Source organism: Xanthomonas sp. NCPPB 1325, from assembly GCF_041477645.2.
GTDB classification, from domain to species: Bacteria; Pseudomonadota; Gammaproteobacteria; order Xanthomonadales; family Xanthomonadaceae; genus Xanthomonas; species Xanthomonas cannabis.
This window is the reverse complement of record NZ_CM192985.1, coordinates 3,360,543-3,380,196: the sequence shown is the minus strand read 5'-3', so window position 1 is coordinate 3,380,196 and position 19,654 is coordinate 3,360,543. Positions and strand designations below refer to the sequence as shown.

Here is a 19,654-nt window from a genome sequence, read left to right as displayed (position 1 = left end):
GTCCCGGAGCCTCAAATGAGCACCATTGACTTCACCTCCTTCCTCAAGCTGATGGCGCATCAGAAGGCGTCGGACCTGTTCATCACCTCCGGGATGCCGCCGGCGATCAAGGTGCACGGCAAGATCAGCCCGATCACGCAGACACCGTTGACCGCGCAACAAAGCCGCGACCTGGTGTTGAACGTGATGACGCCGTCGCAGCGCGAAGAGTTCGAAAAGACCCACGAGTGCAACTTCGCCATCGGCGTGTCCGGGGTCGGGCGTTTCCGTGTGAGCTGCTTCTACCAGCGCAACCAGGTGGGCATGGTGCTGCGCCGGATCGAGACGCGCATTCCCACCGTGGAAGAGCTGAGCCTGCCGCCGGTGATCAAGACGCTGGCGATGACAAAGCGCGGCATCATCATCTTCGTCGGCGCCACCGGTACCGGCAAATCGACCTCGCTGGCGGCGATGATCGGCTACCGCAACCAGAATTCCACCGGGCACATCATCACCATCGAGGACCCGATCGAATTCGTGCACAAGCACGAGGGCTGCATCATCACCCAGCGCGAAGTGGGCATCGATACCGACAGCTGGGAAAACGCGCTGAAAAACACCCTGCGCCAGGCGCCGGACGTGATCATGATTGGCGAGGTGCGTACCCGCGAGGGCATGGACCACGCTATCGCTTTCGCCGAAACCGGCCACCTGGTGCTGTGCACGCTGCACGCCAACAACGCCAACCAGGCGATGGACCGCATCATCAACTTCTTCCCGGAAGACCGGCGCAACCAGCTGTTGATGGATCTGTCGCTCAATCTCAAGGGCGTGGTCGCGCAGCAGCTGATTCCGACCCCGGATGGTCGCGGCCGGCGCGTGGCGATGGAGATCATGCTGGGCACGCCGCTGGTGCAGGACTACATTCGCGACGGCGAGATCCACAAGCTCAAGGAGATCATGAAGGAGTCCACCAACCTGGGCATGCGCACCTTCGATCAGAGCCTGTTCGAGCTCTACCAGGCCGGCGAGATCAGCTACGAAGACGCCTTGCGCTACGCCGATTCGCAGAACGAGGTGCGTTTGCGCATCAAGCTGTCGCAGGGCGGCGATGCCAAGACCTTGTCGCAGGGCCTGGATGGCGTGGAGATTGCCGAAGTTCGCTGAGGCAACGCGGAGGGCGTGCCGATGCGCACGCACGTCGAACGCCAGTGGCGGCCCGCTGGGGGCGCCCGCAGCACCGCCAGTGCGGTGCTGCCGCGCCGGCCCGCGCGTGATAACTGAGGGATGTGGCGCACGCCAGCGTGGTCGGCGGCCACGGTAAGCGCGCCGATCGGCGACGCTGGATGCCGCGCGCGTCGGGGCACTGCGGTTTCAGATGTAACCGCGCCAGCCGATAGTGTCTAATAACGCACCCCACTGCAGTGCCCAAGCCCGTGAGCCTTCCCGATTCCGATCTGCGTCCGGAGCAAGAACCGTTGCCCGATGACGGTGCCGTGGTCACGTCCGGCCCGCTGACGCCACCGCCGGATTCGGCTGGCACCGTCGCCGACGACCAGGCGTATCACCACTCGGTGGCCGAAGATGCCCAGGGCATGGTGCTGGCGACGCTGGTCGCGTCGCTGGGCCTGGCGATCTTTGCCAAGGGCGGGCTGATGATCGGCGGCATGGCCGGCGTGGCGTTCCTGCTGCACTACGCCCTGCACTGGAATTTCGGCCTGGTGTTCGTGCTGGTCAACCTGCCGTTCTACTGGCTGAGCGTGCGTCGCATGGGCTGGGAGTTCACCTTGAAGACCTTCGCGGCGGTTGGCGCCTGCGGCGCGCTGACCAACCTGTTGCCACGCTGGGCCGACTACGCGCACATGAGTACCGCGTTTTCGGCGATCGTTGGCGGCGCGCTGTCCGGGCTGGGCATCCTGTTCTTCATCCGTCACCGCGGCAGCCTGGGCGGAATCGGCATCCTGGCCGTGTACCTGCAGCGCGAGCGTGGCTGGAGCGCGGGCAAGGTGCAGATGAGCTTCGATGCGATGTTGATGCTGGTGGCATTTGCCATCCTCACCCCGGACAAGGTGCTGTATTCGGCCCTGGGCGCCTTGATGCTCAGTCTGGTGCTGATGTTCAACCATCGCCCGCATCGCTACATGGGCGTGTGATTGGCGCACGCGTCAGACGCCGCCCGCGCGCGCCGGGCAATCGGTCGGCAGGTGCAGGCGTTGCAGCAGGCCGCGCGCGTCGAACGGGGCGTGCACCTTCATGTCGTTGTCGAAGTAGCAATACACATCGCGCGTGGCGCGTTTGAGCGCGCGCGGACCTGCACGGACTGCATCGTCCGGCTCGCTGCCATGCGCCCAGGCGTCGATGCGCGCGGCCCAGCGGTCCAGCGCGCTGTCGCTGTAGCCGCTGGCATAGAGCTGCGCATCGCCATGCAGGCGCAGGTAGACGAAGTCCGCACTCACGTCCTCCAGATACGGGAACTTGCCCGCGGTGTCGGCCACCACCACCGCCACCTTGTGACGGCGTAGCAGGCGCATGCAGGCGGGATCGCAGAAACTGGCGTGGCGCACCTCCAGCGCATGACGGATCGGCCGCTTGCGATCGATCGCAAGCGCACTGCGCCCGTGCATCAGCGCGCTGTCGCGTTTGCGCGCCAACGCCAGTGCGGCCTCGCTGTCGCGCGGCAGGCTGGCGAGAAACCCATCGAGCAACGCGGCATCGAAGCGCAATGTCGGCGGCAGCTGCCACAGGATCGGCCCCAGCTTGGAGCCCAGTCGCAGCACGCCGGAGGCAAAGAAATTGGCCAGCGCCTGCTCGCAGTCGCGCAGGCGCTTCATGTGGGTGATGAAGCGCGGGCCCTTGACCGAAAACACGAAGTCGCCCGGCGTCTCGTCGTGCCAGGCCTGGAAGCTGTCCGGCCGCTGCAGCGAATAGAACGAGCCGTTGATTTCCACGCTTGGGAAGCAGCGCGCCGCGTATTCGAGCTCGCGCCGCTGCGCCAGGCCGCTGGGATAGAAGGTGCCGCGCCAACGCGGGTAGCGCCAGCCGGAAATGCCGATGCGGATAGCCATGCACCCAGCATTTCGTCTGTGCCGTGGAGGAGGCGTCTAGCCGCGCTGGACCGTGCGTTTGGGTGAGGGCGTCTGCGCCCATGGCGGCGACAGCGCCTGGATCTGTGCAAACACCGGGCAATCGGGGTGATGCGCGCCGGGCAGGTAACCCAGGCTCATCAGGAATTCGCCAGTGATCTCGCCACCGGTAAACCGGAAGGTCTTCTTGAACAATTTGACCCAGGCGGGCTTGTCGAGCGGATGCTGTGCATCCAGCCATTGCGCAAAGCTGCCATGCGTGCGGCGCAGCGTCTGGATGACCTGGGCGTTGTGGATGGCTGCCAGGATCTTCAGACGATTGCGGATGATGCCGGCATCGTTCATCAGGCGAGCGATGTCCGCCTCGCCATAGGCCGCGACCGTATCTACGTCGAAGCCGGCATAGGCCCGCTGGAAATTGCCGCGCTTGCGCAGGATGGTCTCCCAGCTCAGACCGGCCTGGTTGATTTCCAGCACCAGGCGCTCGAACAGCTCGCGCTCGTCGCGTTGCGGAAAGCCGTATTCGTGGTCGTGGTAATGGCCGTGCACCGGATGGCCCGGGGCGATGCTGCAGTAGCCGCTCATATGGTTGCCCTTAGGCGCGCGCGCAGGCCGGAGCGCGGCCGCGCGTGGACCGCTTCGGCAGAGGGCGCACGTGCCGGCAGCGGGCGACGCCGTTGGCCCGCCAGCGGCCCGGTTGCACCGCGACGGCTGGCGTTCACTGCAGGGAGGCGCGCGGTCGCGCTGAGCATGCGGGCCTGGCGCGGCGGGCGCCTGCCCGCGGGGCAGCAACTGGCGGTAGGTGTGGTCTGCATTCGCGCTCCGGGGTCACGTCCGGGGCCAAGTATGGCAGCGGCTCTGCGCGCGGCGGAGCGAACGGCTAGAATGCGGGCATGTCCGTTGTTCCCACGCCGCTTGCCAACCAACTGCTGATCGCGCTTCCGGCGCTGTCGGACCCTACCTTTTCGCGCAGCGTCGCGCTGATCTGTCAGCACGACGAAAACGGCGCGATGGGAGTGCTGGTCAACCGCCCCTCCGAGTACACCCTGGGCGAGGTGCTGTCGCAGATGGGCATCGCGACCGAAGATGCGCAGCTGTGCGAGCAGATCGTGCTCAGTGGCGGCCCGGTGCACCCGGAGCGCGGGTTTGTCATCCACGACGACGCGCGCGAATGGGATTCCAGCCTGGAAGTGGGGCAGGGCGTGTTCCTGACCACCTCGCGGGACATCCTCGAAGCGATGGCGGCCGGCGAAGGCCCGCGCAATGCGCTGGTGGCGCTGGGCTGCGCAGGGTGGGGCGCGGGGCAGCTGGAGTTCGAACTGGGCGAGAACAGCTGGCTCACCGCGCCGTCGGACGCCAACGTGCTGTTCGCCACTGCACTGGAGGATCGCTGGCAGACCGCGGCCGGTCGCATTGGCGTGGACCTGTTCCGGCTGACGGATTACTCCGGGCATGCCTGAGGCGGGCACCATCCGCCCCGATGGCACGGTGCTGGGCTTCGACGTAGGGTCGCGCCGGATTGGCGTGGCGGTCGGTACCGCGCTCGGCGCCGGTGCACGCGCGGTCGCCGTCGTCCAGGTGCATGCCAGCGGCCCGGACTGGGCGGCGCTGGATCGCGTGCACAAGGAATGGCGGCCGGACGGTCTGGTGGTTGGCGACCCGCTCACGCTGGACGACAAGGACCAGCCTGCACGCAAGCGGGCGCATGCCTTCGCCCGCGAATTGCGCGAGCGCTACGCGCTGCCGGTCGTGCTGATCGACGAACGCTCCAGCTCGGTCGAAGCCGCGCAGCGGTTCGCCCGCGAACGTGCCGACGGGCGCAAGCGCCGCCGCGATGCCGAGGCGCTGGATGCCATGGCCGCCGCCGTGATCGTCGAACGCTGGTTGGCCGCGCCTGACCAAGCCACTCTTCTCCCTTGATTCCCGACCTGCGATGACCACCATGCAACTCGATTCGGACGGACGCCTGCGTCACCTGCTCACCCTGGAAGGACTGCCGCGCGCGACATTGCTGCAACTGCTCGACCGCGCAGGTCAGATCCGCGATGCCGCGGTCGGCCGCGTCGGCAAGCGCAGCGTGCTGGCCGGCACGGCGGTGTGCACCCTGTTTTTCGAACCGTCCACGCGCACGCGCAGCTCGTTCCATCTTGCTGCACAGCGGCTGGGCGCGGACGTGCTCAACTTCGATGCGTCCACGTCCTCCACCCGCAAGGGCGAGACCGCGCGCGATACCTTGAAGAATCTCGAGGCGATGGGCGTGCGCGGGTTTGTGGTGCGCCACCCCGACGATGGCGCGGTGGAAGCGCTGGCCGCCGCGGCGGGCGAGGGAACTGCATTGATCAACGCCGGCGACGGCCGCAGCGCGCACCCCACCCAGGGCCTGCTCGACATGCTCACCCTGCGCCAGGCCAAGGGCACCGACTTTTCCAAGCTCAAGGTGGTCATCGTCGGCGATGTGAAGCATTCGCGCGTGGCGCGTTCGGACCTGCATGCACTGCGCACCCTGGGCGCCGGCGAGATCCGCGTGTGCGGCCCGGCCAGCCTGTTGCCCGATGACGACATGCTGGACGGCTGCGTGGTTGGTCAGGATTTCGATGCCATGCTCGAAGGCGCCGATGCGCTGATGATGCTGCGCCTGCAACGCGAGCGCATGGAAGAGGGCCTGGTGCCATCGCTGGAGCACTACCACAGCCAATACGGCCTGACCCGCGAGCGCCTGGCGCGCGCCGGCCGCGATGCCGCCGTGCTGCACCCGGGCCCGATCAACCGCGGCGTCGAAATCACCGACGACGTCGCCGACGGCGCGCAATCGTGCGTGCTGCGCCAGGTCGCCAACGGCGTCGCCGTCCGCATGGCGGTATTGGAAACCCTGCTCGGTTAAGCGTTACCGGCAACGCGGCCGCCAGCTAGCGCGGTCGCGTCCGGCGTGTGAAGTCGTCATGGCAAACAGACAGGGTCCTGCCGCCAAGTGCGCCCCGCAGTCCGCTCTTACGATTCCCGATTCCCGATTCCCGAACGCGAGCACCACGCCATAACACCCGCTCGCCTATCGTGGCGGTCCCTTTCATCGCAGGAGACCGCAATGGGTATTTCGCGTCACGCCACCGCTCACTGGGAAGGCGACCTCAAGACCGGCAAGGGCCAGCTCAGCACGCCGCAGAGCGGCTTGATGGACAACACCCGCTATGCCTTCAGCAGCCGCTTCGGTGACGAGAAGGGCACCAACCCCGAAGAGCTCATCGCCGCAGCGCATGCCGGGTGTTTCACCATGGCACTGTCGGCGCAGCTGACCGAAGCGGGCTTTCCGCCCACCTCGCTGGATACCCGCGCCGACGTCGACCTGTCGATGGAAGGCGGCCCGCAGCTGTCGCAGATCCGCCTTAAGCTCACTGCCGTGGTACCGGGCATCGACGAAGCCAAGTTCCGCGAGCTGGCCGATACCGCCAAGAAGAATTGCCCGGTTTCCAAGGCGTTGAGTGCGGTGCCGATCAGCCTGGAAAGCGAGTTTTCCAACTGACCGGCAGCAGGCTGCGCGGCGCCGGTACGACGTGCCGGCGCACGCAGCTGGCGGCGACCTGAATAGGGCTTTCGCCACCCGGGTCGGTTCAGGGCGGTTTCACCGCAGCAGGCCGAGCATCGGCAGCGTGTCCTCCCTGTGAAGCTGCCGCAATGAAAACTCTTGTGCTTGGTGCTCTGGTAATGGGTCTGGCCGTGGCGGGCAACGCCACAGCGCAGCGCTACGACAGCGGCTACCGCGACACCTATCGCGGCGGCTACGAGGACGGTCGTTACGAATATGCGCGCGTGGTGCGCGTGGACCCGATCATCGTGTCCGATTCCTATAACGAACGCAGCAGCGAACGCTGCTACAACCGGCCGTCCGACGGCTACTACACCAGCAATGACGGCTACTACCGCGATGGCGGTAGCTACAGCGGGCCGAATGCGTCCAACCGCGGGGTCGCCGGCGTGATCGGCGGTATTGCCGGTGCGGTGCTTGGCAGCCAGGTGGGCGGCGGCAACGGTCGCCTGGTCGGCACTGCCGTGGGCACCATGGCCGGTGTCGCGGCAGGGCGTTCGATCTACGAGGCCAACCACCGCACCTATCAGGGCAATGTGAGCGTGTGCGAGCCGGTGTCGTACCGCACCACCCGCGAGCGTGTGGACGGGTATGACGTGACCTATGAATATGCCGGCCGCACGTACCACACCCGCAGCGATTACAACCCGGGCGACCGGATCCGCGTGCGCGTGGATGTGCGCCCCGACTGACAACGTGCGGTGTGGCGAATGCGAGAACGCTGCGGGAGACCGCAGCGTTTTTTTATTTCAGGATGACTCTAGCACCGCATTTCGCTGGACTACGCCACAGCCCGATACAACAGGTTTATCAAGGACTTAGGCGAGTTCAACATATGCCGGTGCTTTCTGAAACTTGACCCGGCTTCCCTTCCACTGGCTCCTACAAGGCTCCTGGGAATCGGGTCTTTCCGAGGAGTCATCATGGCTAAGATCAAGCTCACCAAGTCCGCAGTCGATGCGGCACAACCCCAAGCGCAAGCGATCGAGCTGCGCGACACCCTCGTTCCCGGCTTCCTCTGCAAGATTACGCCGGCTGGTCGCAAAGTGTTCATGCTCCAGTATCGGACGAACGCCGGCGAGCGGCGCAAGCCGGCCTTGGGCCTGTTTGGCGAACTGACCGTCGAACAGGCCCGCTCGCTGGCGCAGGAATGGCTTGCCCAGGTGCGCCGGGGCGGCGATCCGGGCGCGGACAAGGCCGAGGCGCGCCAGGCGCCCACCGTTGAGGAGTTGTGCAAGAAGTTCATGGAGGACTACTCCAAGAAGCGCAACAAGCCCAGCACCAGAGTCGGCTACCAAGGCGTCATCGACCGCTGCATCATCCCGCTGCTGGGCCGCAAGAAGGTTCACGACGTAAAGCGGCCGGACGTCGCCGGGTTGATGGAGAAGCTTTCTTACAAGCAGACGGAGGCGAACAAGGCGTTCAGCATCCTGCGCAAGATGTTCAACATGGCGGAGGTATGGGGCTATCGGCCAGACGGCACCAATCCTTGCCGCCATGTCCCGATGTTCCCTGCCGGCAAATCCACCCATCTCATCAGCGACGACGACATGGGCAAGCTGTTCCGGCAGCTCGACAAGATCGAGGCAGACGGGCTTGAGAAATACGTCATCCCCCTGGCGATTCGCCTGCAATTCGAGTTCGCCGCCCGCCGCTCCGAGATCGTCAAGCTCGAATGGCAATGGGTCGATCTGGAGAATCGGCGCGTCGTCTGGCCCGACAGTAAGACCGGCGGCATGTCCAAGCCCATGAGTGAGGAAGCCTACCGGCTGCTATTGACGGCACCGAGGCGGGAAGGAAATCCCTATGTGCTGCCGTCGCCACGACATCCGGGGCAGCACCTGACCACGGGCGAGTATTACGGCGGCTGGTGCCGCGCTCTCAAGGCAGCGGGTGCGGCGCACGTAGGGACGCATGGCATCCGTCATCGCTCTGCGACCGACATTGCCAATTCAGGTATCCCGGTCAAGGTCGGCATGGCGCTGACGGCGCACAAAACCGTCGTGATGTTCATGCGCTATGTCCATACCGAGGACGATCCGGTTCGCGAGGCAGCCGAACTGGTGGCGAACCGGCGCAAGACGATTACCAGCGCCAAGCAACCTCCAGCGGAGGCGACAGCATGACCAGGCGCAAGGTATCCGCACCTTCGCCCGCAGCGCCGGCGGCGCTGTTGGGCGACATTCGAGTGCTGATCGAGGCGGCCCGGCAGCGCGCCGCCTCGGCGGTGAATAGCGAACTGACGATGCTTTACTGGCGCATAGGCCAGCGTATCCACACGCAGGTCTTGGAGGGGCGACGGGCTGACTATGGCGAAGAGGTGGTGTCCACTGTGGCAGCGCAACTGGTACACGAATATGGCAGCAGCTTTTCGGTGAAGAACTTGCGCCGCATGGTGCAGTTCGCCACCACCTTCCCGAATGAGCAGATTGTCGTATCACTGATACGACAATTGAGCTGGACACACCTCATCGCCCTGATTCCGCTGAAAGACCCGCTCCAGCGGGACTACTACGCGCAGATGGCGAGCGCGGAACGCTGGAGCGTGCGGACACTGCGCGAGCGCATCGACTCGATGCTGTACGAGCGCACGGCGCTGTCCAAAAAGCCAGGCGAGATGATCGCGCGGGAACTGGCGACGATGCGCGATGCGCAACGTATGTCGCCCGCCCTCGTCATGCGCGATCCGTACATCCTCGACTTTCTGGGGCTGCGGGACACTTGGCAGGAAGGCGACTTGGAGGCGGCGATCATCCGTGAAATGGAAGCCTTCCTACTGGAGCTGGGCGCGGGGTTCAGCTTCGTGGCCCGACAGAAGCGAATCCCGATTGACGATGACGATTTCCACCTTGACCTGCTGTTCTACAACCGCAAGCTGCGGCGGTTGGTGGCGGTGGAGTTGAAGGTCGGTGACTTCAAAGCGGCTTACAAAGGGCAGATGGAGCTTTACCTTCGCTGGCTGGACAAGCACGAACGCGAGCCGGAAGAAGCCTCGCCGCTGGGGATCATCCTGTGCACTGGTAAAAAGCGCGAACAGATCGAGCTACTGGAACTGGATAAGTCAGGCATCCACGTTGCCGAATACCTGACGAGCTTGCCTCCGCGCGAAATCCTGTCAGAGCGGCTACAGCAAGCAACCGCACGTGCCCGGCTGCAAATAAAAAAGCGTGACGACATAGCTAAGCGATGATTCAGAGCCCAAGTCGATCAGGCTCAACATGCATGAAACACTCGCGCTGATCGGTGCAGGAATGGCGCCTATGATGATCGATATGGCACTCTGCCCAGCTTTATAAGTCTCTTCTTGTGTGGGGCACTTGACCTGCGGTCAGCACCGCAACGCAACGATTAGCGAAGGCGACTGGCACTGCAAGCGCCCCCAGATGCTGAGCACGCGTCAAACCCACGTATAGCACGCGCTTGGCCTCTGCGTCGGCGCGTGCTTCCCACGACCCGAACAGAGCCTCACTCCGGTTTTCAGGAGCACGATTGGGTGGAATCACGACGCACACTGCACCGTACTCACGGCCTTTCGCCTCGTGAATCTTGGCACATGCAATGCCAAGATCGATCGGCAATTGAAGATGGTTCGACCATTGCGCATTGGTTGGTCGCCGAAAAAAATTACGCACGGTCACACCGGCCGGTAGGGGAAGGTTCAGTCGTTCCGTCTCCGCATGCACACGGGCTATCCAGGTGAGCCGATCGGCGTCGGTATTTCCGCACTCTTTGGGAAGGCTCATTAGGAAACTCAGTACACATCTTCGATGCGCTCGGCGATCCATACCGAGGCGTTCGGCGGTTCTCAACAGATGCTCGTTTGGTTGGCGTAGCCCCATAAGGTCCAGTAGAACCGTCTCCACGACTTGAACCACAGCTTCCCTCGATCTCGCCGTCGCGGTTGGTGACCAGAACTCCGCCACTTTGCGAGCAAGCGACTCGATCCGCGAGCTACCGTTCGAATCGTTAGGAGCCGTGCCAGCGGCCCGCTGCGCGACCTTTCCTGAATGCGCCAGGATAATCGCGTCCGTTGAATCCAAGCCAAGTTCAGCAACCCGATCAAGGAAAGCCTGACCGATCGTCGCCGTAGGGCCTCGACCACCGTATGTCAGAAGCAAAATTGGGTGCTCAACATTCGCGGTGTCACCAACAGACTGGTCCACCTGGCCAGCGTCCCTAAGCGTGGCGGCTAACTGACAGACCGCAGGGCTGCTACGAAAATTGCCCGTTAACCTCCGATGCGATTCAACGGGGTACGTTTCCTTGAACTCCTGAATATCTGCAGGATTGCCGTTGCGGAATTCGTAGATCGCCTGGTCAGGGTCACACACGAAGGTGACATGCACGCCGTTTGCTCTTAGCCACGAGAGAATGTGTAGATCGAGCGGATTGCAATCCTGGCCTTCGTCCACCATAACTTCTTGGAAACGTGCAGCAAGTGCGCGGACTAGCGGTCCGCCATGCACTGGATCACGAATCAACCGCAGCGTTTGGACGCGGGCATCGCCAGCACTCAGATAGCCTGCCTGCAGCAAGCCGCGTCGCCGGAGTGCCGCGGCCTGTTGATATCGAGCTTGATGCTGGCGTACATGATTTTGCAATCCGGCGTGCCCGATCTTTGCTGGATCAATGACATTGGTTTCCGGGTCGAATAGATCCAGACTTACCGGATCACCTCGAAAGGCGAATTGTCCAGACAACCGGATCTCGATGCCGAGAGTATCCCAACTATCGAGGATGATCGGTCGCGTCGTGCTTGTTGCCGCGCAACTTGGCAGCACCACGAAACGCCTTACGAAGGCATCAAGCGTTCCCATGAAACTAGGATGCTTCAAGAGAGAGTCGAGCCCTGCGGCCTGGCAGCGTTCGCGAAACTCATCGACGGCGGTGTTTGTGAACGAGAGTACAGCCACACCACGCCGTGGTGGCAACGTAGCGGCGATCCTTGCTAGGCGAGCAATGATCGTGCGGGTCTTTCCGGCACCGGGGCAAGCATGAACGAAGGCACCGCCAACGTGTGCGGCGAATGCTTCCTGCTCTACTGTTAGGCCCTGAATGCCGGTCATGCTTGTGCAGCGCCACGAATCGCATCTGCGAGATAGGGCGGGACAACAAACGGCTCGCCCGCCGCAATGCGTGAAGCCATGGCCTGAGCCAAGTCACCCTTGCGGGTCTTCTTCGTCTCTAGCAGTCTAAGGAACGCATCGGGACGGTCCTGCATTGGAACTCTCTCGATCCGATCTTCCCAGTCACGCCGTGAGTTGCGATGCAGACGAAGAAACGCGCCCTTGAGAAAGGCTTCGTTTCCAGCGCTGAAAACCTCGTGCTCCAACGTGTGTTGATTGGTTAGCACAGTCAGTGCCTGCGGCGCACCATGCGTTGCAGCGAGGTTTTCCAGATCAACCTTCCGGTTGCCCAATACCGTTGGGTCAGCGTCGGTTATCACAATCAGCCGGTCGGCGATGCGTGCATCGCCATGTGGGCGTAGCAGCACCTCTACGTAGGGGCGGAAGTCCACTCCTTCGATCGGCACGATAACCGCACCCTTGAACCGGAGCCATCCATCGGCATCACCGACGAGAACAAGCTTCTGCGCCAACACGGGCAACAGTAGCGCTTCCGCGATTCCTTCCACTAGGATGGCCCTGTTGCCGAACAGCAGCGCGGAGCGCGTCACATCCAGATAGCGGCTGATCTTATCCAGTGTCTTTGGCTTGAGCCCGATTTCAGCAATGGGCACACTGACCGATTCTGACACTGCCACCCCGTTTTGGTCGCGACGACGCGAACGCATGACCACTAGATGCATCGGAGAGACCCATGCTGTCAGGTTCGGCGAATGGGTCGTCACAACGATCTGGATGCGGCCTTCCGGCTTGCCAGGCTCGATGGCGCGACTAGCCGATTGGCGTGCTTGATCCAACAGGAATTCGAGCACCAGCACCTGCAACTGCGGGTGCAGATGTGCTTCGGGTTCTTCAACGAGAAAAATCGTGAGGTCGGCTTCCTTGGCTTTGGCCAATTCGACGACCACCGTTGCCATGTAGAGCAGATTGGAGTAGCCCAGACCAGACGCCCGGATGTCCTCGGGCACTAGACCGGAATCGCCCAGACGAAACCTCAAATCGCGGGCGACATCAAGTAGGGATTCGGCGCCAAAGTCCAGAGCTGCTGTTTGCGGGCGGACCCCATTGGTCAGCAAACCTAAGGCGGTACCAATCTCCGTGTTCATCGTTGTCAGGATCTCAGGCCGATCATCCGCGCGCCTGACACCAGCGAGGAAATCTTGTTCTTGATCCTTTGGCAGGAAGTTGCGCAGTAGCGCCATGACCCGTGTACCGCTACCTGTGCCAAGCGCTTGATGCGCATCGCGTAAAGGAGGCAGATAGACATGCCGGATCAGTTCAGAGGAACCAGCCTCTGGTTCGTTGGCATCGAAGCGCCCGGCCCAAACAGTGGTCTTGCCACGCGGCGCGCGCTCGGACCGTGCCTCATACCGATAGCCGAAGACGGCTTCGTTCTTGGTGGGATCAGGGACCGCCGAGATCAGCAGTCCTTTCAGCGTGTCGCTGAGTTCTCGGAAAGCACCCTCGATCTGAAAGTTCGGGACTGTCGCGTGGCGTCGTACATCTTCATCCTCCGGATACCGCTCCCGGCGTCCGCTCAACGGCAAGGTGAGCAACCGAATCGCATCTACGACGTTTGATTTTCCACCATTGTTCTCACCGACCAAGACCGTCAGATCAGGACGGAGGCTGACGGTCACACTGTCGCAAGACCGAAAGCGCGAAATTGTTATGCCGCCCAAATACATCAAGCCTCCCTTGCCGACTCAAAAAGTAAAGACCAATTTTTAAATGCCTTTTCTCCCTCGCAGTTGGCGCCCAACCGTCATCGAGGCTGTCCTAACTGTCCTTCAAAACGCTTGAAAACATAACTCGATCAACCTCCCAGTAGTCGAGGAGGCAATAGAGCATGCTACGAAGCTCGGGCGTCGCCGTCGCGTCGGAAGAAAAATCCCTGCTCATCGCTAGTTGCTCGAACTCCTTCGCTACAGCGAAGAGCGTTCTGGCGACGTCATGCTTTGCAAAAAACTCGCCGAGGACGGCCGTGTTGAGATCCGCCAATTGGCGTTCAATGCTGGACCGAACTTGCCTGGCCGTGGCAGCCCCATCATTGGCATGCTGCTCGATGAGTCCCATCGAGACAGTCAATATCTTCTTGAGACCCGCACTACCTTTCGAGCCATAGGTGAATCCGTCCTTGATGAGTGCACTGCGCTCCGATTGCTCATGGAACGAAATCTCTTTCATGCAAAAGTCCACTGCGACCGCAATGAACGAACAAACCATGTACAGGCAGCGCAAAGCAACCTCGCGCTGATTGTTCTTCGTTATCGATTGCTCCACGAAGAACTTGCCTTGCATGAGCCATTCATTGCAACTGTCAAACGAAAGTGATTTCGCCAGCAAGCTCTTGGAGTGAGCCATGCGACCGCGCCAATCGCCATCGAGCTTACTCAGAGAGTATTCATCAATCTTTGAGAAGAATTCTTCGTCAGAGAGCCTCAACGCATTGGGGGCATCTGCCTTGTCTAGCTTGCTCAGAAAGGTGCCGTCGAGAACAAGGATTCCCAACTCTCGACCAAAATCCTTTACTTCCTGACGCTTCTCCGTAGTCGCGACAACCGCATTAGTAGCTTTGGTCGCAATGCGAAGCCCATGAACCCAGAATATCCGCTCTATAGCTTGTGGTGTCTTCTTGTTTTTGGCATCCACTAGGGTGATTTCACGTGACACGGATGACGTGCGACTATAGAGCCACAGATCAATATCGGTGACGTCAAAACCTTCATAGACAAACGGAACCCCTCTAACTACGTAGTAGCCGGCTTTGAGGAAATAGCTTCGCAACAACTCCTCCATCCGGGGGCCTTTGAGCAAAACTTGCTGTCCCTTGGTCATATGCCCCCTCCTGTGCGAAGGATAGAGAGCATGTCATTGGTAGCCTTGGGGCTTGCTTTGATTTGTGCTCGCCGAACTTTCTCACGATTGTGTTCAGGGCCGTTGAATATGGTGACTGCCGCAGTCGGAAGTGAGTTGAGCGAATGCTCGCTGACATCGCCTTGCCTGATGGCTTGCAGTGCAAGCTCACCAACTTCCGTTTTTAACAACTTCAGCATTGGGCCGCTGCGACCCTTTTTTGTGCCGTGCTTAACTTCGACAACGCCTTTCAATTCCAGAACTTTATAGTCTTGTGCAATGGCATTCACCGGTCCCACGCTTTCACCCCGAACCAGGGCGCTCAGTAGCGCGTCAACCATCTGAATCTGACCCCTGGCATAACTGCTCTTGGTCATCCCATAGGTCACGGAACTGACAAACGCCTTAGCCAGATCAAATGCATCATCGACCATCGAATTGCTGTACTTCGAGAATGCAGATGGCAGCGTTAGAAACCCGGCATCCTCGGTTGAATTACTGACAACGCTGATATCAAACAGCCCAATTGCCGCGACCTTCTTGAAAAGTGACTCCCCGAGAAGTTGTGTCGCGTAGTCCGTGCTGACGCAGGCGCGTTTTTTCAAAGTATCAGTAAGCTCATTGAGTTTTGCCTGCTCGGCCGATGAAAGCGAGTCAAGAACAGCTTTTATTTTCCGGGTCGTTTCACGACGGAAGAGATTCCCGTTAAATAACAATGTTTGTCCGGCACCGAGGTCCTCGGCGTCCACGAATCCAATTTGTTCAGCATCAGACATCAGTCGCTGAATATCTGGTTTTGCTAGCTTATAAAAGTCAGCCAATTCCGTGGAGACATGGCCGGACAGCACGGGCTCTACCGACGCTTTTTCCGCAAGAGCAATCGAAGCGACCTCAGATGCGCCTGGCATGAGAGCGTCGAATATATCTGATGTATGTTGGAGGGTCTTCGCAGTTGTGACGCCAAGAACAGCAACGCCACCGTTCGCGGTGTCAACCAGTTGCTGCTGCTTCAGAACTTCGATGAGTTTTGGAAGCTCAAAAGTCGTATTGATGTTTGCCGCTTGCGCTAAAACGTTCAGACGATCATTGTTGAGTGTTGCGTGGTTGTTTGACGATATTGCAGAGAGCAAAATGCCAGCCTTACCCGCTAGAAATGTCTTATCGTAGCCGGCTTGATTCGTTATTCCCTGGAGTTTATTGGTGTGGTGAATTAACCACGACCCCTTGGTCTTCTTGTCCATTTAGCCTTCCTATAAGAAAAATCTCGTGCAGCTAGCGGATTGCCGCCGGCCTCTAGATCTAGTCCACCTTGTATTCCTAAGTCATCCAAATCGAATTCCGAACAAGCCTCCGTCTTCAGTGGCGTCGGTTAGGCGCTTGGGCAGTACATAGTCGTTAAGGTCGAAACCATCAATGGTCTCTTTGAAGGCATCGTCCTCATTCATCGTCACGATGTACTGGAAGCCCAGCTCCTGCGCGATCTCCGACCCCAGACGCAACGCGCTGATGACTTGACGTCCATCGACGCCGTCAAACAGATGGCTGTCATGAATCAAGAATCCAGGCCCCATTTGCCGCTTGGCGCACAGCCGCATCAGCATCATGTCAAAGCAGAAAATCTGCATATTCTTGATGCCCTTGCTACGTTGACCCTGCATCGGAAACTTGAACATCGGTCCATTGGACGTTTCGTCCACCGTCATGCTGCCGGCCGATTCGTACAGGCGCTGCGAGGTCTCCTCAAAAGCAACGATGGCTTCCGCAAGTCGTTCTTTCTGCTCGGCGAAATCGCGCCGCAGGCGGATGGTGAGGCGATTGCGCTCAATCTCCAGTTCGTTCTTTGTACCTTCAAGCTGTTCGGCCGCCTCGAAGCGTTGCCGCAGCGACTCCACTTCGGACTCCAGCCGGCCCAGCTCTCCTTGCAGCTTGAGGAACTGTTCTAGCGCACCATGGCTCTTCAGAATGCCCAGCACTTCGCCACGCCGTTGGTCGAGCTGCGCCTTTTTTCCATCGCGCAGTTCGATACGCAACTTTGCAGCTTCGAGTTCACTGGAGAGATAGTCCTTGCGATTGCGGACCACTGATTCATGAAAACTCTTCACGTCTTCATAGCGGCGCTTCACCAGACCGGGAAGCACAACGCCCGCTTCTTGATAGACGGCCTGCAGGTCTTCAAGATCAGGAGGAACCTCGGACGCGAGTGCGCTTTCCAGATCCCGGATCGCTGAAAAGTCGATGGTGTTGGCGTTGGCCAATTCATTGAGCTGACGGGTCAGTGCGGCGCTTTCAACTTCCAGCTCACGGTATTCAGGCAGAACGTGGAACGTCTCTACTTCTGCATGAAGCTTCTTGAGACGTGCCTCGCGCAGCGTCAGCTCAGTGCGCAAGTCGGCCGCCTTGCCGATGATCGATCCGAACGCACCATTCCCAGCCGCCTTCTTCAACTCTTCCAGCGTCTTCTCTCGATCTCGAACTGCTTGCCAATCGCGCGCAATCTGCCAGTCCAATCCAAGCAGAAACATGAGCGCCATTTGCATGTCGCCAGTGCCCTGCATCGTGGCCTGCTTTTCCGGCGTCATGAAGGCTCCACTCGCTTGTCGGCGCACGAAGTAGGCGAACAGCGACCGGAACGACGGCGGCTTGCTGCCGGCAGCTTCCAGGCTGTTCAAACCAAACATCTGCTCGCCGAGGAATGCGCACCACTCAGTAGCCGAAAACTTGACCTTCGCAGCAGGCGGGGCAGTCACAAAGATTTTTGCTTTGGTGCCACCGCTGCGCTCAACGACGGTGCGCTCCGACTTCAGATCGAAGTCCATGCCGAAGGAGTGCTCAACCAGTTCCTGGGTGCGAAAGATCGATTCAGGACCAGCGTCGGCGCCGAGCAGGAAATGCACCAGCTCTACGAAGCTGGTTTTTCCCGCCCGATTGCGCGTCTGCTTGGTGCTTGCACCCTCGGTTTTCTGAGCAAGCAAGACATTCAGACCTGGCTTCAGGTCTTCAAGGCTCTTGAAGCTGGGTAGCGTGCTGAAAATGTGATGAATCAAGGCGCCCTCCGAGCCACGAGGCCGCTTTCGAGTTCGATGGTCCCCATGGCGTAAAGAAGGTCGAGCGCGAGCAAGTACCAGTCATAGGTAATTTTGCGAGGCATCGTGGCTACACTTGGTTCATGCTTGCTCAGTTCCTCCCACAACGCAGAGACGGTCTTTGGCCGCACGAGGTAGGTCAAAACGTGGGCGCCTACGGTCAACAGTGCTCGATCCTGTTGCAGATGCTTGGAGGGCAGAATCATGCAGCCCCCACTGCTTGAGCGTCTTCAAAAATCTCGCATTTGTCGAACAGATATGCCATGACGGCCAGCACTGCCGCCTTATGTGTCGGCGTGGTGTTGGCTGTGCCCCCGGCCCACGTTTCGAGCCGGCCGAATATCTCATCGGGATGCAGTGCAGGAACCTGGTCTCGCAGCATCACGTATTCACTTTTAAACGCCTGCGCGATCTGTTCGCCGTAGGTCGGGTTCTTCCAGTTATTGAAGAACTGCGCCACGAGCGTTGACTTCTGCATACCGATCTTCAGAAAGTCGGCGACGGCCTGCGATAGCAGGTTTGCTTCGATCTTGCCGCGCGATACATCTTTCACTTCGCTGGCCGTGGGCACGGGCGTGATGCTGATGTGCGTGAGGACGGCCACCAGGTCTCCAAATCCCAAATTGACATTCGCTTCCATCGTCAGCGACGGGCCGAACCAGGATTCGAGATCTTGTAAGCTCAACTGGCGAAACTTCGCCAGCATTTCCTCATAACCGCAGTGACCGATTTTGATACTTGGGTTGTCTTGCCTGAGTTTCGCCAGCGCTTCGATTATGTGAGGGCCCAAACGGCCATCCTGCGCATTGTGGACAAAGGTCCACTCATCGAAATATTTCTCCCAGTGCTCTTTGGCGCCGTCGAAATCCTCATTGATCTTCTTGATGGCTTCGGCGGCGGTCAATTCATTGGGAGCGTAACTCTGGTAGAGGATGCGCGCCGAGGGCAGGTACCCATCATTCTTCCGATCGCCAACATTGCCCCACGGGCGGCATGCCATGAAGTCATTGGGATGGGCTTTCGACATCAGCTTCTCGAACAGACGTTGAAAACCATCCCCTTTGGATTCCAGGAAGGCGATGCGGAAATCTTTTTCGTAATTGAGCTGCTGTAAGCGATCCATGGGTTCAAGCCTGTGATTTAGTGTTTTTAGTTATTTTCAGGCGATGCCTCATGGCTTCTTGGTATTCGTCTGCTGCTGCCCCCGGTTCACATCAAATGGGAGCGCCTTATCAGCCGCAATTCGCGTCAGCAGTATCCGGATGGCATCCGATACGGACAAGCCCATCCCGGCCAGCACGTTTGTGGCTTCCTCTTTGATATGCCCGTCAATCCGGGCGCGAACAACGTCACTGGATGCCATAACTGCCTCAAGCATTTTGTAGCTACATTGTGCCTCATTTGTGCCTCAATGTCATTTACATATTGACAAAGAAGGTTGAGCGCCCCGGCGTGCCGCCGTTGGGCTCGCTTGCTATCCCCGCCGCGCTGCGCCTGGTGCCCTGCAAGACCGCCCCGGCTGCGTCAGCGCCGCAATGCCGAAGTCGCAGAGGCCGCTTTTCCACCATCGAAGATCAACGCTGCATCTTCGCAAATGCATGGGCGTCTCCGGCCAAGAAACATGGCCGGTCGCGCTGTCGTGCTGCGCATCGAGCCTCGCTGCGCGAGTCTCGCCCCTGGCGGGCTTCCATCGTTCCCTCGCTCCGCTCGGCTGACGCCTCCGGCCCGGCTTCCAGCTTCGGGCCTGCGCGCTTCGCTTGCGTGCGGTTCGGCACACAGGGACGGCCGTTGCCATGTCCAGCCGTCTCCCCTGACTTCATCACCATCTCCGCGACCGTAGCCCGCTCCCGTGTGCCGTCAAGGCGCGCAGGGCCGTGTCCTCGGCTGCGCCTGCGGGCCGCACCAACCCTGCGCTTGTTTCCTTGACAGCCCCCGTCCGCGCGCTCC

Annotated in this window: 19 protein-coding genes; 9 read left to right on the top strand and 10 right to left on the bottom strand. The window is 60.5% G+C overall.

Translation table 11 applies throughout. From position 1 onward, the window contains the following. Window positions 1-15 precede the first annotated feature (15 nt). Both ACCQ10_RS14435 and ACCQ10_RS14430 read left to right on the top strand, forming a co-directional pair. Window positions 16-1,146 carry a PilT/PilU family type 4a pilus ATPase gene (locus tag ACCQ10_RS14435; protein WP_005990431.1) on the top strand — a complete coding sequence of 377 codons (1,131 nt, stop codon included), beginning with the start codon at window positions 16-18 and terminating at the stop codon, window positions 1,144-1,146. Between the two features lie 311 nt (window positions 1,147-1,457). Next, on the top strand, window positions 1,458-2,132 hold the full coding sequence (locus ACCQ10_RS14430; RefSeq protein ID WP_039566430.1) for a YitT family protein: 675 nt from the start codon (window positions 1,458-1,460) through the stop codon (window positions 2,130-2,132). A 12-nt stretch (window positions 2,133-2,144) separates the two neighbouring features. Here ACCQ10_RS14430 and ACCQ10_RS14425 read toward each other — a convergent pair whose 3' ends face one another. Together ACCQ10_RS14425 and ACCQ10_RS14420 are read right to left on the bottom strand one after the other, a co-directional pair. Further along, window positions 2,145-3,044: a DUF72 domain-containing protein gene (locus ACCQ10_RS14425; RefSeq protein ID WP_355604317.1), complete on the bottom strand. Its 900-nt coding sequence runs from the start codon at window positions 3,042-3,044 to the stop codon at window positions 2,145-2,147. Between the two features lie 36 nt (window positions 3,045-3,080). Next, window positions 3,081-3,647 (bottom strand): DNA-3-methyladenine glycosylase I, encoded by a 567-nt coding sequence (locus tag ACCQ10_RS14420; protein ID WP_372361070.1) that lies wholly within the window; start codon window positions 3,645-3,647, stop codon window positions 3,081-3,083. 308 nt (window positions 3,648-3,955) lie between these two features. Between ACCQ10_RS14420 and ACCQ10_RS14415 the strand changes: the two genes are divergently transcribed. The 7 genes from ACCQ10_RS14415 to ACCQ10_RS14385 all read left to right on the top strand — a co-directional run bounded on the left by ACCQ10_RS14415 (window position 3,956) and on the right by ACCQ10_RS14385 (window position 9,832). Continuing rightward, the gene (locus tag ACCQ10_RS14415) at window positions 3,956-4,522 is read left to right on the top strand and encodes a YqgE/AlgH family protein (protein WP_039404799.1); all 567 of its coding nucleotides are present in this window, start codon (window positions 3,956-3,958) and stop codon (window positions 4,520-4,522) included. Then, complete coding sequence (gene ruvX / locus ACCQ10_RS14410) at window positions 4,515-4,982, top strand: Holliday junction resolvase RuvX (protein ID WP_039404802.1); 468 nt, start codon at window positions 4,515-4,517, stop codon at window positions 4,980-4,982. The genes ACCQ10_RS14415 and ruvX overlap by 8 nt, the downstream gene beginning before the upstream one ends. A gap of 13 nt (window positions 4,983-4,995) precedes the next feature. After that, window positions 4,996-5,943: an aspartate carbamoyltransferase catalytic subunit gene (locus ACCQ10_RS14405; protein ID WP_039404804.1), complete on the top strand. Its 948-nt coding sequence runs from the start codon at window positions 4,996-4,998 to the stop codon at window positions 5,941-5,943. 201 nt (window positions 5,944-6,144) lie between these two features. Then, window positions 6,145-6,579, top strand: a complete 435-nt coding sequence (locus ACCQ10_RS14400) for an OsmC family protein (RefSeq protein ID WP_039404806.1) — start codon at window positions 6,145-6,147, stop codon at window positions 6,577-6,579. Window positions 6,580-6,731: 152 nt separating this feature from the next. Then, window positions 6,732-7,334 (top strand): glycine zipper 2TM domain-containing protein, encoded by a 603-nt coding sequence (locus tag ACCQ10_RS14395; protein ID WP_372361069.1) that lies wholly within the window; start codon window positions 6,732-6,734, stop codon window positions 7,332-7,334. A gap of 231 nt (window positions 7,335-7,565) precedes the next feature. Then, window positions 7,566-8,768 (top strand): tyrosine-type recombinase/integrase, encoded by a 1,203-nt coding sequence (locus ACCQ10_RS14390; protein WP_372361068.1) that lies wholly within the window; start codon window positions 7,566-7,568, stop codon window positions 8,766-8,768. Next, window positions 8,765-9,832 (top strand): PDDEXK nuclease domain-containing protein, encoded by a 1,068-nt coding sequence (locus ACCQ10_RS14385; protein ID WP_372361067.1) that lies wholly within the window; start codon window positions 8,765-8,767, stop codon window positions 9,830-9,832. The genes ACCQ10_RS14390 and ACCQ10_RS14385 overlap by 4 nt, the downstream gene beginning before the upstream one ends. 100 nt (window positions 9,833-9,932) lie before the next feature. Here ACCQ10_RS14385 and ACCQ10_RS14380 read toward each other — a convergent pair whose 3' ends face one another. The 8 genes from ACCQ10_RS14380 to ACCQ10_RS14345 form a co-directional block, all read right to left on the bottom strand. Further along, window positions 9,933-11,708: a UvrD-helicase domain-containing protein gene (locus tag ACCQ10_RS14380; protein ID WP_372361066.1), complete on the bottom strand. Its 1,776-nt coding sequence runs from the start codon at window positions 11,706-11,708 to the stop codon at window positions 9,933-9,935. Further along, window positions 11,705-13,408, bottom strand: a complete 1,704-nt coding sequence (locus ACCQ10_RS14375) for an ATP-dependent nuclease (protein WP_372361065.1) — start codon at window positions 13,406-13,408, stop codon at window positions 11,705-11,707. The genes ACCQ10_RS14380 and ACCQ10_RS14375 overlap by 4 nt, the downstream gene beginning before the upstream one ends. Window positions 13,409-13,547: 139 nt before the next feature. Beyond that, complete coding sequence (locus ACCQ10_RS14370; protein ID WP_319902376.1) at window positions 13,548-14,606, bottom strand: hypothetical protein; 1,059 nt, start codon at window positions 14,604-14,606, stop codon at window positions 13,548-13,550. Continuing rightward, window positions 14,603-15,865, bottom strand: coding sequence for a hypothetical protein (locus tag ACCQ10_RS14365; RefSeq protein WP_372361064.1), 1,263 nt, complete (start codon window positions 15,863-15,865; stop codon window positions 14,603-14,605). Before ACCQ10_RS14365 ends, ACCQ10_RS14370 begins: the two co-directional genes overlap by 4 nt. Before the next feature lie 81 nt (window positions 15,866-15,946). Further along, on the bottom strand, window positions 15,947-17,668 hold the full coding sequence (locus ACCQ10_RS14360) for an ABC-three component system protein (RefSeq protein ID WP_372361063.1): 1,722 nt from the start codon (window positions 17,666-17,668) through the stop codon (window positions 15,947-15,949). Continuing rightward, on the bottom strand, window positions 17,665-17,913 hold the full coding sequence (locus tag ACCQ10_RS14355) for an ABC-three component system middle component 6 (RefSeq protein WP_372361062.1): 249 nt from the start codon (window positions 17,911-17,913) through the stop codon (window positions 17,665-17,667). Before ACCQ10_RS14355 ends, ACCQ10_RS14360 begins: the two co-directional genes overlap by 4 nt. Continuing rightward, on the bottom strand, window positions 17,910-18,830 hold the full coding sequence (locus ACCQ10_RS14350) for an ABC-three component system protein (RefSeq protein WP_372361061.1): 921 nt from the start codon (window positions 18,828-18,830) through the stop codon (window positions 17,910-17,912). Before ACCQ10_RS14350 ends, ACCQ10_RS14355 begins: the two co-directional genes overlap by 4 nt. 48 nt (window positions 18,831-18,878) lie before the next feature. Beyond that, window positions 18,879-19,070, bottom strand: a complete 192-nt coding sequence (locus tag ACCQ10_RS14345; protein WP_372361060.1) for a type II toxin-antitoxin system RelB/DinJ family antitoxin — start codon at window positions 19,068-19,070, stop codon at window positions 18,879-18,881. Window positions 19,071-19,654 lie beyond the last annotated feature (584 nt).